Annotated in this window: 12 protein-coding genes and 1 tRNA gene; 9 read left to right on the top strand and 4 right to left on the bottom strand. The window is 73.4% G+C overall.

Annotated features, from left to right (window positions below; all coding sequences use genetic code 11):
- Window positions 1-726 precede the first annotated feature (726 nt).
- On the top strand, window positions 727-1,395 hold the full coding sequence (locus VT52_RS27075; RefSeq protein ID WP_046428652.1) for a bifunctional DNA primase/polymerase: 669 nt from the start codon (window positions 727-729) through the stop codon (window positions 1,393-1,395).
- A 325-nt stretch (window positions 1,396-1,720) separates the two neighbouring features.
- Window positions 1,721-2,227, top strand: a complete 507-nt coding sequence (locus tag VT52_RS27070) for a hypothetical protein (RefSeq protein WP_107481459.1) — start codon at window positions 1,721-1,723, stop codon at window positions 2,225-2,227.
- A 253-nt stretch (window positions 2,228-2,480) separates the two neighbouring features.
- Here the strand turns inward: VT52_RS27070 and VT52_RS27065 are convergent, their stop codons facing one another.
- The 3 genes from VT52_RS27065 to VT52_RS27055 form a co-directional block, all read right to left on the bottom strand.
- Complete coding sequence (locus VT52_RS27065; RefSeq protein ID WP_046428649.1) at window positions 2,481-3,455, bottom strand: DUF5926 family protein; 975 nt, start codon at window positions 3,453-3,455, stop codon at window positions 2,481-2,483.
- Between the two features lie 331 nt (window positions 3,456-3,786).
- Window positions 3,787-4,440, bottom strand: a complete 654-nt coding sequence (locus VT52_RS27060) for an ATP-binding protein (protein ID WP_046419136.1) — start codon at window positions 4,438-4,440, stop codon at window positions 3,787-3,789.
- A gap of 97 nt (window positions 4,441-4,537) precedes the next feature.
- Window positions 4,538-5,368, bottom strand: a complete 831-nt coding sequence (locus tag VT52_RS27055; protein WP_046419138.1) for a glycerophosphodiester phosphodiesterase family protein — start codon at window positions 5,366-5,368, stop codon at window positions 4,538-4,540.
- A 323-nt stretch (window positions 5,369-5,691) separates the two neighbouring features.
- Between VT52_RS27055 and VT52_RS27050 the strand changes: the two genes are divergently transcribed.
- On the top strand, window positions 5,692-7,224 hold the full coding sequence (locus VT52_RS27050; RefSeq protein WP_046419140.1) for a S1C family serine protease: 1,533 nt from the start codon (window positions 5,692-5,694) through the stop codon (window positions 7,222-7,224).
- Window positions 7,225-7,319: 95 nt separating this feature from the next.
- Window positions 7,320-7,406 (top strand) — tRNA-Ser (locus tag VT52_RS27045).
- Between the two features lie 113 nt (window positions 7,407-7,519).
- On the opposite strand, the gene VT52_RS27040 is transcribed toward VT52_RS27045, so the two are convergent.
- On the bottom strand, window positions 7,520-8,383 hold the full coding sequence (locus VT52_RS27040) for a bifunctional DNA primase/polymerase (protein WP_046419142.1): 864 nt from the start codon (window positions 8,381-8,383) through the stop codon (window positions 7,520-7,522).
- Between the two features lie 561 nt (window positions 8,384-8,944).
- Between VT52_RS27040 and VT52_RS27035 the strand changes: the two genes are divergently transcribed.
- From VT52_RS27035 to VT52_RS27015, 5 genes are all read left to right on the top strand, one after another.
- Window positions 8,945-9,841 carry a bifunctional MaoC family dehydratase N-terminal/OB-fold nucleic acid binding domain-containing protein gene (locus VT52_RS27035; protein WP_046419152.1) on the top strand — a complete coding sequence of 299 codons (897 nt, stop codon included), beginning with the start codon at window positions 8,945-8,947 and terminating at the stop codon, window positions 9,839-9,841.
- Window positions 9,838-10,236 (top strand): hotdog family protein, encoded by a 399-nt coding sequence (locus tag VT52_RS27030; RefSeq protein WP_107481457.1) that lies wholly within the window; start codon window positions 9,838-9,840, stop codon window positions 10,234-10,236. Before VT52_RS27035 ends, VT52_RS27030 begins: the two co-directional genes overlap by 4 nt.
- Window positions 10,233-11,399 carry a lipid-transfer protein gene (locus VT52_RS27025; protein ID WP_046419143.1) on the top strand — a complete coding sequence of 389 codons (1,167 nt, stop codon included), beginning with the start codon at window positions 10,233-10,235 and terminating at the stop codon, window positions 11,397-11,399. Before VT52_RS27030 ends, VT52_RS27025 begins: the two co-directional genes overlap by 4 nt.
- Before the next feature lie 147 nt (window positions 11,400-11,546).
- Complete coding sequence (locus VT52_RS27020) at window positions 11,547-12,110, top strand: SigE family RNA polymerase sigma factor (protein ID WP_046419144.1); 564 nt, start codon at window positions 11,547-11,549, stop codon at window positions 12,108-12,110.
- A 152-nt stretch (window positions 12,111-12,262) separates the two neighbouring features.
- Window positions 12,263-13,918, top strand: a complete 1,656-nt coding sequence (locus VT52_RS27015; protein WP_046419146.1) for a long-chain fatty acid--CoA ligase — start codon at window positions 12,263-12,265, stop codon at window positions 13,916-13,918.
- Window positions 13,919-13,964 lie beyond the last annotated feature (46 nt).

Raw genomic sequence — 13,964 nt, 5'->3', positions numbered from 1 at the left:
GTCCGCGAGCGTGCCCGCGGTGGCCTCCGGGGCGGGAGGGGCGGGCGCGACAGTGTGGGCGGGTGTGGGAACAGTGGGATCGATTCCGGCCACTTTCGGTGGGTGCGGGGCGCTCATGGCGCGCGGCCTTCAGAGCGGTGCACAGTGCTCAAAAGCATCGCAAACCCCCATGTGATTCTGCGCCGCTAGCAGTGTCTCCACATGTACACGCACTCGTGAGGGGATGTCCAGCATTGTCCTGCGGGGATTCCTGGTGTCCACGGGGCTGATGAGTGATTTCCCGGAACCCCTTGCCTTACCGTCAAGTTGGCTCAAAACTGCCTGGGGGAACGGTCCGCTGCGGTCGACTGGGCTCGTTCCACGGAGCGTCACAGCGGTCGTGATGGGTACGTACTCGGAGAAGGCCAGGGGTGGTTGGGGGCCACCCGGAACCTGGCGACGGACCCGGGCGTCATAGCCACCGACGGCCGAGCCCCATCCTCCCGTGGCGGAGGCGGAGAGAACCACGCGCGACGGCAAACGCCATGCTTCGCCACCCCCACGCCGCTACCGTGCCCTGCCTTGAGTGCCGTGGACGCGGCCGCGGCCGACGTTCGAACCCCTGGGGATCCCTTGCCGTGTGCGGGGATGTGATGCGCCACCAGGTACGCACAGTGCAGTGATCGACTCATGTTGTGATGTGGACCACGGTGTTGCCAGCGGTGCAACGGAAAGGAACGAGCGCTCATGCGCGAGATCCCCGGAAGGCGACGCAGGCTCCTGTCCGAGCGACGGAACGACGGGAAGCCTGAGCCGATCAGCGCGGCCCTGACCTTCGCGACGGAGTGGCAGTGGCCCGTACTCCCGGGCGTGGCCCCGGATCCGCAGGGCCGAGGCCGCTGCGGCTGCCCCGACACCGAGTGCACGGTGCCCGGCGCCCACCCCTTCGACCCCGGGCTGCTCGCGGCCACGACCGACGCGCGCATGGTGCGCTGGTGGTGGACGAACCGGCCGAGCGCGCCCGTCATCCTCGCGACCGGCGGGAAGGCGCCCTGCGCGGTGAGCCTGCCGGCGCTCGCCGCGTCCCGGGCCCTCGCCCTGCTCGACCGGCGGGGCATGCGCCTCGGCCCGGTCGTCGCCTCGCCCACCCGCTGGGCGCTGCTCGTCGAGCCCTACTCGATGGAGCAGTTGGGCGAACTGCTCTACGCCAAGGACTTCGTGCCCGGCTCGCTGCGCTTCCACGGCGAGGGCGGCTATATCGCGCTGCCCCCGTCCGAGACCGGCGCGGGCACGGTGCGCTGGGAGCGGGCGCCGCTGCCGGGTTCGGCCGCCCCCTGGGTGCCGGACGTCGAGGCCGTGGTGGACGCCGTGGTCGACGCCCTCACTCGTACGGGTGTGAGCGCGCCCGAGTTGTAGGGATGTCCGGCGCGCACGGTGCGGACGGGCGCGCTGTGCTCGTTATGTTCCGCCCATGCTGCGAATTCTCGGGGGCCATGGGACGCGTCGGCCACGCGACGGGGGACACCGACGCCCGAACGGTGAAGGACCGGGGTACGACGGCGGGACGGATCGGCTGCCGTCGGCGGACGGCGGGGACGGTTCCCGCGCGTCCGCGGACGGCCGGGCCCACCTCCGGACGCCGGCCGACGGCGGGGCCGGCCCGCGGACGCCGGGCGTACTGCGGCGGGCGCGCTACGGGAAGGCCGATCCGCGCCGGGCGCATCTCGTCGGGCTCGCCTGCGTGGTGACGGCCGCCGTCGTGCTGCCGCTGACCGTGGCCTCCGCCGGGCAGGTCCGGGACGTGTTCGACGGGCACGCGGCGGGCGCGCCACGGCGCGGCGACGCCAAGGATCCCTCGGCCGCGCCCGGCCGCTCGCCCGCGCTGCTGGACCTGGGCCTCGCCACCGCCGCCCGGTGCGGACCCCAGCTCAGCTCCCCCGAGGGCATCGAGGCGCAGACCTGTGTGCTGATCCAGGGCGCGGACACCTGGGCGCGGACCTACTACCGCAATGCCACCGGCGAGTCGCTGGACGCCGAGCTGAGCCTCATGGGCCCCGGCGGCCGTACCACCCGTACGCGCTGCGACACGGGAGCCGACGACGAGCCCGCCACCTGTGAGACCCCCCGTGAGCACAGCCGGGGCGGGGCGGACGCCTATACGGCCGTCGCGGAGTTCGCGGCGCGCGGGCCCGCAGGGGCGCTGCTGCTGCGTTCGGGGAGCAACTCCGTTGATACGGCAGGAAGTTGAGATCGCACGACGCGTCGGACACCGGACGCGGGCATGGAAAGACCCGGTTGCTGGCGACGGGGGATGCACCAGCAACCGGGCTACTGGAACGGTAACAAGAGATCGGCCGTTCGCAAATTCCGACTCAGGCATTCGGCCATCGATTTCCCACCGATTTCCGTGCCGGAGCCGGGAGTTGTGACAGGAGTCACCCCTCGGCGACCCGGTGTCACGGCTGACCGACCATTCAGTCGTGACACCGGTGCGGGCACCGTCAGCTGAGCGTGACCTGCCGGTTGGTCAGTCCGCCGCGGGCCCGGCGCTCCTCCGCGGTGAGCGGTTCCTCGACGGCGAGGGCGGCGGCCAGGCGCTCGGCGAACTCGGCGGCCGGCTTCTCCACATCCTCCGCGCGGACCTCGCTCGGCAGGTCCCAGACCGGCACGGTGAGCCCGTGAGCACGGAAGGAGCCCACGAGCCGGGTGCCTTCGCCGAGGCTGGAACGGCCCTGCGCGTGCAGTCGCGCGAGAGCGTCCAGAAGCCGCTCCTCGGGATGGGGCATCACCCAGCGCAGGTGGTTCTTCTCCGGGGTCTCGCACCAGTACGCCGCGTCCACGCCGGACAGCCGCACCGTCGGGATCGCCGCCGCGTTCGCCCGCTCCAGCGAGGCGGCGACCTCCGGGGTGGCGTTCTCCGCGTCCGGCACCCAGAACTCGAAGCCGCTGTGCACGACCGGCTCGAAGGGGCCCTCGGCCGCGAGCAGTTCCTGGAGCCGGGGCCCGTCGGCGGGGGCGCGCCGGCCCTGCACCGGGGTGCCCGGCTCCGCCTCCAGCGCGCGCTGGAGGGTGTCGGCGAGGTCGCGGCTGATGTCACCGGACGACGTGTCGTTCTGGAGGCCGATCAGGACCGAGCCGTCGTCGCGGCGCAGCGCGGGCCAGGCCATCGGCAGCACCGTGGCGAGCGTGACCGAGGGGACGCCCTCGGGCAGGCCGTCCTTGAGCGTCAGCCCGACCGTGGCGGCCGGGACCAGCTCGCGCAGCGCCACCCAGTCGCACTCGCCGGGCAGCCCCTCGAAGGGGCGGTGCACCAGCTCGGTGACGGCGTGCGCGGCGTCCCGGCCGTGGCACGCCTTGTAGCGCCGGCCGCTGCCGCAGGGGCAGGGCTCGCGGCCGCCGACCACCGGAACGGCACCGTCTGCCCCGCCCGTCGGCTGCGGGCGCTTGGCCTTCGTCTGGGGTCGCTTCTTGGCCATCGTGGATGTCTCCCGGTTACGGCGCTTCTCGTACGGCGGGAGCCTAGCCGTTCGCGCCATCGCCGACGGGAACCTGTGGACAACGGACGTGCTGCGGGAGGCCACCGGTGTGACCCGCGGCAGGCGGCCCGCCCCGGACACGGGCACGGCCCGCCCCGGACACGGGCACGGCCCGCCCCGGACACGGGCACGGCCCGCCCCGGACACGGGCACGGCCCGCCCCGGACACGGGCACGGCCCGCCCCGGACACGGGCACGCCCCGCCCCGGACACCGGCGACCCGCCCGGCCCGCCCCCGCTCGTCGGCGGCCTCCGCCCGGGGCGCCGCCCTTCAGGCCAGGTCCTCGAACGCCTCCGTGAGATCGAGGCCGGACAGATCCGGCGGCGCCGACGCGGTGAGCGCGGCGGTGACATGATCACGGCGGCAGCGGGCATCCGGGTCGTGCACGTCCCCGTGGACCACCACCCAGACCGTCACCTCGCCGCGGACGCCGTCCCGCACGCCCCAGTCGTCGGCGAGCGCGGTGATGATGGCCAGTCCCCGGCCGCCGTGCGCGGTCACCGAGGGGGTGGCCGGCGCCGGGCGGGTCGGGCCCCCGCCGTCCGTGACCTCCACGATGAGCCGCCCGCCCGTGTCCACCCGCCATGCGGCCCGCACGTCACCGACGTCATGGCCGTCACTCCCGGCTCTGGTGTCGCCCAGTGGCCGGCCGTGCTTGCACGCATTGCTCAGCAGTTCGGAAAGGATCAGTACGGCATCGTCGACCACCGATTCCGCCACGCCTCCGCCGCGCAGCTGCGCGCGCATCCGGCGCCTCGCGTCCCCCACGCCCGCAGGGCCATGGGGTACGGCCATGCACGACGACGTGGGCACCTCCTGTGCCACCACCAACGCCACCCCCGAGACCTCCTTCACCCCACGCCACGGTGTGGATGCCCCAGTGATCTGTGCCGGAAACCGGCCAATCCCCTTCCGGTGACGCATTCGACACGCGCGCACACGCGGCGAACGCGCCGGAGCACTCCCCGTGACGACTCCGGCGGCCGGCGGCGGGCTGCCGGCCGGGTGCCGGCGGCGGAGGTCAGCGGCCGAGCTGGTCCAGCACCGCGCGCGGGCGGTTGGTGATGATGGCGTCGACGCCGAGTTCGAGGCAGAGGTCGACGTCCTCGGGCTCGTTCACGGTCCAGACGTGCACCTGGTGACCGGCCCGCTTCAGCCGCTCCACGTATCCGGGGTGGTTGCGCAGGATGCGCACCGAGGGGCCCGCGATGCCCACGCCCGCGGGCAGCCGTCCGTCGCGCAGCCGGGGCGAGAGCCACTGCACCAGGTAGACCGTCGGCAAGGTCGGCACCGCCGCGTGCACCCGGTGCAACGAGCGCGCCGAGAAGCTCATGATCCGCACCGGCGACCCGGCGGCCGTGGCGGGCGCGGCCAGGCCGAACCGGCCCAGCAGGCCCAGCAGCCTCTCCTCGACCTGGCCCGCCCACCGGGTGGGGTGCTTGGTCTCGATGGCCAGCTCGATGCGCCGCCCGGAGTCCGCGACGAGTTCGAGCAGCCGCTCCAGGGTGAGGACGGAGGTCTCCTCGCGGTCCTCGGGGCGGTGCTCCCAGTCCGGCTCCTCGACCCGGCCGCGATACGGTTCGCCGGTCTTCCAGGAGCCGAAGTCCAGGGCGGCGAGGTCGGCCAGCTCCAGGGCGGAGACGGCGCCGCGGCCGTTGGAGGTGCGGTTCACCCGCCGGTCGTGGACGCAGACCAGGTGGCCGTCGGCGGTCAGCCGGACGTCGCACTCCAGGGCGTCCGCGCCGTCCTCGATCGCCTTGCGGTAGGCGGCCAGGGTGTGTTCCGGTGCGTCTTCGGAGGCGCCCCGGTGGGCGACGACCTGGACGGAGAGCTGTGGTGCTTGGGTGGTCACCGCGTCATGGTGCCACCCCTACGGGGTACGCGGGACGGCGCTCGTGCGTCCGGGCGGCGAACGGTGGCACACGAAGTACTGGTTTATGTAGCTTTTTTATTGAATGCCCTTTGTAAGGGCTGGCCTCGGACCCACAGCCACGGCTTATGGTGCTCTGACGGCCCGTGGGAAAAGCTGACTGCATACAAACTGGAACAGTGAACGCAGGACCATGCGCAGCCGCATCGTGACAGGCCACGACCAGCGCGCACGCGCCGCCGAGCGTGCACGAACGTGACCGAGCGCGACCGAGGACAAACAGCCGTGGATCGAGGAGTAGAGCTGTGAGCACCGAGAACGAGGGCAACGCGGTACCCCCGGCCCCGTCCGCACCTCCCGTGCCGGTGGCCTCTCCCGACGCGTCCCCGCAGGCACACACCGCGCCGGAGGGGACCGAGGGGCCGGCGGGCCCGGGGCACCGAGCGGACCAGCAGCCGGGGCAGGCCGCCCCGGCCCCCCAGACGCACCAGGCGCCCCCCGCGGGCCAGGGCTACCCGACGGCCCAGGGCGGCACCGAGCCGACCGCCCCGCTGCCGCCGGTTCCCGGGGCCGCCCCGCAGCCTCCCGTCGCCGGCCCCGAGGGCGCCTGGCCGCCCCCGCCGCCCGGCACGCCCGCCTATGCCGACGGCGCGGGTGGTGCGAGTGGCGGCGGTGCCTGGGGAGCGTCGTACCAGCAGCCCGCCCCCAAGCCGCGCGGACGCGGTGGCCTGCTCGCCGCGGTCCTGGTGGCCGCGCTGGTCGCGGGCGGCCTGGGCGGCGGCCTCGGCTACACCCTGGCCAGGAACAACGACAACGGCGGCTCCACCACCGTCTCCGCGTCCGACAACGGCGCGGCCCAGGTCAAGCGCGCGCCCGGCACCATCGCCAACGTGGCCGCCAAGGCGCTGCCCAGCACCGTCACCATCGAGGCCGAGGGCTCCAACGGCGACGGCGGCACCGGCACCGGCTTCGTCTTCGACAAGCAGGGCCACATCATCACCAACAACCACGTGGTGGCGGACGCCCTCGACGGCGGCAAGCTGACCGCGACGTTCCCCGACGGCCGGAAGTACGACGCCGAGGTCGTCGGGCACGCGCAGGGCTACGACGTCGCGGTGGTCAAGCTCAAGAACCCGCCCTCCGACCTCAACCCGCTGCCGCTCGGCGACTCCGACAAGGTGGCCGTCGGCGACGAGACGATCGCCATCGGCGCCCCCTTCGGCCTGTCGAACACGGTGACGACGGGCATCATCAGCGCCAAGAACCGCCCGGTGGCCTCCAGCGACGGCAGCGCCACGAGCAAGGCGTCGTACATGAGCGCGCTCCAGACCGACGCGTCCATCAACCCGGGCAACTCCGGCGGTCCGCTGCTGGACTCCTCGGGCGCGGTGATCGGCATCAACTCGGCGATCCAGTCCTCGGGCAGCAGCGGCGGCTTCGGCTCCGGCGGACAGTCCGGTTCGATCGGCCTCGGCTTCGCCATCCCGATCAACCAGGCCAAGTACGTCGCCCAGCAGCTGATCAAGACCGGCAAGCCGGTGTACGCCAAGATCGGCGCGTCCGTCTCGCTGGAGGACTCCACGGACGGCGCGAAGATCACCGACCAGGGCGCGAACGGCGCCGCCGCGGTCGAGGCGAACGGCCCGGCGGCCAGGGCGGGCCTCAAGCCCGGCGACGTGATCACCAAGCTCGACGACTCGGTGATCGACAGCGGTCCCACTCTGATCGGCGAGATCTGGACCCACAAGCCCGGCGACAAGGTCACGATCACCTACAAGCGCGGCGGCCAGGAGCACACGGCCCAGCTGACCCTCGGCGCCCGCGTCGGCGACAGCTGACCTCCCCTCCCACCGGGGCCGTTGTCCCCAACGCCCCCGCGACCGCCCCCGGGCCGGTACGCTGTACCCCGCTCCGCCCCAGGTGGGCGGCGCGGGGAGGCGTGCCCGAGCGGCCGAAGGGAACGGTCTTGAAAACCGTCGTGGCAGCGATGTCACCGTGGGTTCAAATCCCACCGCCTCCGCGCTGAGAACCGCAAGAGAGCGGCCCCCGACCTGGATTCGGTCGGGGGCCGCTCTCTTGCGCGCGTGTCCTCGGAGGGCGGCCGCCGTTTCCCGGTGCCGCCGGATCCGCGGCCTACGGCCGGTGCCCCGTCATCCTCGCCGCCGAGGCGATCGTCGCGCGGGCCTCGTGTTCGCTCAGGCCGGTGTGGCGGGCGGCCTCGGTGAGAGGGGTGCTGAGGGCGGGGCCGAGGCCGTTCTCGTAGGCGCGGCAGGCGGCCCAGAAGAGGCGGGTGTTGCGCTGGCCCGCGTGCGCGGTGAGCACGAAGTGGACGAGGCCGCGGCCGTGGCCGTGGCCCGCGACGCCGGAGTGGTGGTGGGCGCGCGGGGGTGGCAGGAGCAGGCGCAGCAGCGCAGGCGGGCACGCGGCCGGAGGCAGCCGGGCGGTGCCCGGCAGGGTGCCGTAGGCGCCGTGGGCGGTGCGGGAACCGGGGCCCACCAGGTAGCCGCCGGCGCCGCGGATGTCGATACCGGGGGCGAGCCGGCTCGCCGAGTTCGGTACGACGACGTCCGGAGGTCCGGTCAGCCACAGGTGCCGGCCGCCGCTCGGGGTGAGCACGACGACCGTGTCCGGAACGGTGAACAGGTGGCGCAGGCCCAGCTCGCGCAGGGCGGCCGGGGCATCCGTGCCGGACTTGGTGTCCAGGTCGACGCCGATCAGGTGGTACGGGGGCAGCCCGCAGGCGATGCCGTAGCCGGCGGCCCAGGGCGCGGCGGCGAACATCTCGCGGATGCGCGCCTGGTCGGCCGAGGCGTCGTACACCCCGTGCCCGAAGCGGCCGCACTCGCCGTGGCAGGCGGGGTCGGGGTCGTCGTGGTGGGGGGAGCGCAGGGCCGGGAGCTTGGTCCGGGACAGGGGGAGGACTGCCAGGCCGTGTTCGGCGGCGGACAGGGCATGGGCGAGGGCCAGCGTCGCGGCCTGCCGGTCGATGGTGGCCATGACTCCATGTTCGGACGTACGTTCGAAAAAAGAAAGAGGTTTGCCGGGCGGTGGTCACGCTTGCGTGCGAAGCGCGGCCTCCGGAGGGATTCACCGGGCACCGCTGGGCAGGTCTCCGGCTGCGCGACACCGCCCGCGGCGGTCGGGGCGGCGGGCCGGCCGCCCCGGCACGGGCCGCGGGCGGTCGCGGCCAGGCCGTAGCTCCAGGCGCCGGACGACCAGGTCCGAGCCCCCGGTTCCGAGAGGATCACCATGGCAGGCATCCGCACCACCCGTGTTCTCGCCGCGGCCGCGCCGCCGTTCCCTCGGTCTGCCGCGGCGAGTCCCGTCTGACGGCCCGAGGGGGCGCGCTCCGGGGACGCGGGACATCGGCGCGGCGGTGCTTCGGTACCGCCGCGCCGACGCGTGTCCGTCCCGCGTCCCGCGGGTGCCCGCAGGGTCGGTCCCGGTCGGTCTCCTTGACAGGGTCCCGGTCGTTCTCCTTGACAGTCCCGTCATATCTGACGGACAGTCAGAAACGAGGAAAGGACCGGACATCGCATCGGGAGGCCGGACATGGAGATGCGGGCGGACGACAGACAGGCGCGGCTCGCGTCGTACGAGGGGCTCCCCGCCGCCGCCACCGGGACCGGCCGGGACCCGGTCAACCTGCCGATGATCCGGCACTGGTGCGAGGCCATGGGCGACACCAGCCCCGCCTACCGCGGGCCCGACGCCATCGCCCCGCCCACCATGCTCCAGGCCTGGACGATGGCCGGTCTCTCCGGTCACGGCGACCGCTCCGGCCCCTACGTCGAGCTGCTGCGTCTCCTGGACGACCTGGGCTGCACCTCGGTCGTCGCCACCGACTGCGAGCAGGAGTACCTGCGCCCGCTGCGGCCGGGCGACACGATCACCTTCGACACGGTGATCGAATCGGTGTCGGGCCGCAAGACCACCAGGCTGGGCACCGGCCACTTCGTCACCACCCGCACCGACGTCCGCGCGGACGGCGACCTCGCGGGCACCCACCGCTTCCGCATCCTCAAGTACGCCCCCGCCCGCACAAAGGCACCGGCAGGCAGGCGCCCCCGCCCCGTCGTCAACCGCGACAACGCCGGCTTCTGGCAGGGCGTCGCCGAGCACCGGCTGCTCATCCAGCGCTGCACCGGCTGCGGCACCCCGCGCCACCCGTGGCTGCCCGGCTGCAACGCCTGCGGCGGCCTCGGCTGGGACACGTTCGAGGCGGGCGGCGAGGGCACCGTCCACTCGTACGTCGTGATGCACCACCCGCCCTTCCCCGCCTTCGACCCGCCGTACGCGGTCGCCCTGGTGCAACTCGCGGAAGGGGTCAGGATGGTGAGCAACGTGATCGGGGTCCCGTACGACAAGGTGCGCATCGGGATGCCGGTGCGGCTGGAATTCGCCGCCTGCGACGACGAACTGACGCTTCCGGTCTTCCGGGCGGTGGCGGCGTGAGGCCGGCCGGCAGCGAACTGCCGCCGCTGGAGATCCCGTTGACCCGCACACTGATCGTGGCGGGCGCCATCGCCTCCCGGGACTACCAGGACGTGCACCACGACCCCGGATCGGCCCGGGACAAGGGTTCCCCGGACGTCTTCATGAACATCCTGACGACGAACGGTCTGGTGGGCCGGTACATCACCGACCACTTCGGCCCCACGGCGGTCCTCCGCAAGGTCGCCATCCGCCTGGGAGTCCCCAATTACCCCGGCGACACCATGGTGCTGACCGGCCGGATCGAGGAGGTCGACGGCGACACCGCCACCGTGCGCGTCGTCGGCGCCAACGGCCTCGGCACCCATGTGACCGGCACGGTGACCGTGACCGTCCCCGAGGAGGCCCGCCCGTGAGCCTGCGCGCGAAGGACACCCTCGGCGGGCGCGCGGCCGTCGTCGGGATCGGCGCCACCGAGTTCTCCAAGGACTCCGGGCGCAGCGAACTGCGGCTCGCGGCGGAGGCGGTGCGCGCGGCGCTCGACGACGCCGGGCTCGCCCCCGCCGACGTGGACGGCCTGGTCACCTTCACCATGGACACCAGCCCGGAGATCACCCTCGCCCAGGCCTGCGGGATGGGCGAGCTGTCCTTCTTCTCCCGGGTCCACTACGGCGGCGGCGCGGCCTGCGCGACCGTGCAGCAGGCGGCACTGGCCGTGGCGGCCGGGGTGGCCGAGGTGGTGGTCTGCTACCGCGCCTTCAACGAGCGCTCGGGACGCAGATTCGGCGCCGGCGTCCAGCACCGCGAACCCTCGGCGGAGGGCGCGGCGCTCGGCTGGGTGCTGCCGTTCGGACTGCTCACCCCGGCCTCCTGGGTGGCGATGGCGGCCCAGCGCTATCTGCACACCTACGGGCTGACCCCCGAGGCGTTCGGCCATGTCGCCGTGACCGGCCGCGCCCACGCCGCGACCAACCCGGCCGCCTACTTCCACGGCCGCCCGATCACGCTCGCCGAACACGCCGCCTCCCGCTGGATCGTGGAGCCGCTGCGGCTGCTGGACTGCTGCCAGGAGACCGACGGCGGCCAGGCGCTCGTCGTCACCTCCCTGGAACGGGCCCGGGACCTGCCCCGCCCGCCCGCCGTGATCGCGGCCGCCGCCCAGGGCGCGGGCCGCGCCCAGGAGCAGATGACCAGCTTCTACCGGGACGAGCTGACCGGGCTGCCGGAGATGGGCGCGGTCGCCCGTCAGCTGTGGCGCACCTCGGGCCTCACCCCCGCCGACATCGACGTCGGGATCCTGTACGACCACTTCACCCCGTTCGTGCTGATGCAGCTGGAGGAGTTCGGCTTCTGCGGCCGGGGCGAGGCGGCGGACTTCACCGCCGGGCGGCGACTGCCCCTCAACACCCACGGGGGTCAGCTCGGGGAGGCGTATCTGCACGGTATGAACGGCATCGCGGAGGCGGTCCGCCAGCTGCGCGGCACCGCCGTGAACCAGGTCCCCGGAGCCGCCCGGACCCTGGTGACCGCCGGTACCGGGGTCCCGACGTCGGGCCTGGTCCTTGCGGCGGACGGCTGAACGCCCCGGGGTGCGACCCGGGGGCCGGCGTACCCCTGCTCCACCTCCAGGAGGTGGAGCCGCCCCCAGCTCTACGACCTGAGAGGGACCCCGCTTCGGCACCTGCGGCCGATCCCGGGGCGCGCGACCCGCTCATAGCGTGGAGCCATGACCACACCCGTCTGCGCCGGCGCCTCGGCAGCGGCCCCCGCGTACCCGTCGTTCACGTCGTACGTGCGGGCCCGCCGACCCGTCCTGCTGCGCGCCGCGCGCTCGCTGACCGCGAATCCCTGCGACGCCGAGGACCTGCTGCAGACCGCGCTGGCCAAGACCTACGTCGCCTGGGAGCGGATCGAGAACCAGCGGGCGCTCGACGGCTACGTGCGCCGGGCGCTGCTGAACACGCGGACCTCGCAGTGGCGCAAGCGCCGGGTGGACGAGTTCGCCTGCGACGAGCTGCCCGAGCCGGAGCCGCGGCCCGACGACGACCCGGCCGAGCGCCAGGCGCTGCACGACGCGATGTGGCGGGCCGTCATGAAGCTGCCCACGCGGCAGCGGGCGATGGTCGTCCTGCGGTACTACGAGGACCTCAGCGAGGCCCAGACCGCGGAGGTGCTCGGGGTCTCGGTGGGCACGGTGAAGTCGGCGGTCTCGCGGGCGCTCGGCAAGCTGCGGGAGGACCCGGAGCTGGGGCCGGCGCGAGCGCCCGAGAGGGCCGGGGACACCGGCTGACGAGGACCCGGGGGCGCCGGATCTCGATTCCGCTCCGTTTCCGTCCCGTTCCGCACGCAGTGACATTCCACCTAGTGACATACCGCCTGGTATGTGCGCAGAATCAGCGCACCCCCCTACTACCGCGTAGGCACCGTCGCCGGGAGGACTCCGTGCTGAGCACCATGCAGGACGTACCGCTGCTGATCTCCAGGATCCTGACCCACGGGTCGACGGTCCACGGCGCCTCGCAGGTGATCACCTGGACCGGCGAGCCCGAGCCGCAGCGGCGCTCCTACGCCGAGATCGGTGCCCGCGCGGCCCAGCTGGCGCACGCCCTGCGCGACACCCTCGGGGTCACCGGCGACCAGCGCGTGGCCACCCTGATGTGGAACAACGCCGAGCACGTCGAGGCGTACTTCGCGGTCCCCTCCATGGGCGCGGTGCTGCACACCCTCAACCTGCGGCTGCCCGCCGAGCAGCTGGTGTGGATCGTCAACCACGCCGCCGACCGCGTGATCATCGTCAACGGCTCCCTGATCCCGATGATCGCCCCACTGCTGCCGCAGCTGAAGACCGTCGAGCACATCGTGGTCACCGGCCCCGGCGACCGCGCCCCGCTGGCCGGCGCCACCGCGCGGGTCCACGAGTACGAGGAGCTGATCGCGGACCGGCCGACCGGCTACGACTGGCCCGACCTGGACGAACGTCAGGCCGCAGCCATGTGCTACACCTCCGGCACCACCGGCGACCCCAAGGGCGTGGTCTACAGCCACCGCTCGATCTATCTGCACTCCATGCAGGTGCAGATGACCCAGTCGATGGGCCTGACCGACAAGGACACCTCGCTCGTCGTCGTCCCCCAGTTCCACGTCAACGCCTGGGGCCTGCCGCACGCCACCTTCCTGACCGGCGTCAACATGCTGATGCCGGACCGCTTCCTGCAGCCCGCGCCGCTTGCCGAGATGATTGAGCGGGAGCGGCCGACCCACGCCGCCGCCGTGCCCACCATCTGGCAGGGCCTGCTGGGCGAGCTGCTCGCCCGGCCCCGTGACGTCTCCACCCTCACCCATGTCACCATCGGCGGCTCGGCCTGCCCGCCCGGCCTGATGCGTGCCTTCGACGAGCTGGGCATGCCGGTCGTGCACGCCTGGGGCATGACGGAGACCTCCCCGCTCGGCACGGTGGCGCGCCCGCCGGCCGGTGCCCTCGGCACGGACGAGGAGTTCGGCTACCGCCTCACCCAGGGCCGCTTCCCGGCCTCCGTCGAGGCCCGCCTCACCGGCCCGGACGGCGAACGCCTGCCCTGGGACGGCGAGTCGGCCGGCGAGCTGGAGGTGCGCGGCCCCTGGATCGCGGGCGCCTACTACAACGGCCCGGACGCCGAACCCCTGCGCCCCGCCGACAAGTTCAGCGCGGACGGCTGGCTGAAGACAGGCGATGTCGGTGTCATCTCGCCGGACGGCTTCCTCACCCTCACCGACCGCGCCAAGGACGTCATCAAGTCCGGCGGCGAGTGGATCTCCTCCGTGGAGCTGGAGAACGCGCTGATGTCCCACCCGGACGTCGCCGAGGCCGCGGTGGTGGCCGTACCGGACGACAAGTGGGGCGAGCGCCCGCTGGCCACGGTCGTCCTGCGGGAGGGCGCGGGCGCCGACTTCGAGACCCTGCGCGCCTTCCTCGCCGAGGAGGCCCACATCGCCCGCTGGCAGCTGCCCGAGCGCTGGACGATCGTGGAGGCGGTGCCGAAGACGAGCGTGGGCAAGTTCGACAAGAAGGTGCTGCGCCGGCGCTACGCGGACGGGGACCTGGACGTCACCCGGCTCTGAGGCACGGGAGCCGCGGGGCACGGGGGAGGGGCCGGGCAGAGCAGCC

The sequence above is a fragment of the Streptomyces malaysiense genome, from assembly GCF_000980885.2.
Lineage (GTDB): Bacteria > Actinomycetota > Actinomycetes > Streptomycetales > Streptomycetaceae > Streptomyces > Streptomyces malaysiense.
This window is presented reverse-complemented; position numbering and strand designations above follow the sequence as displayed.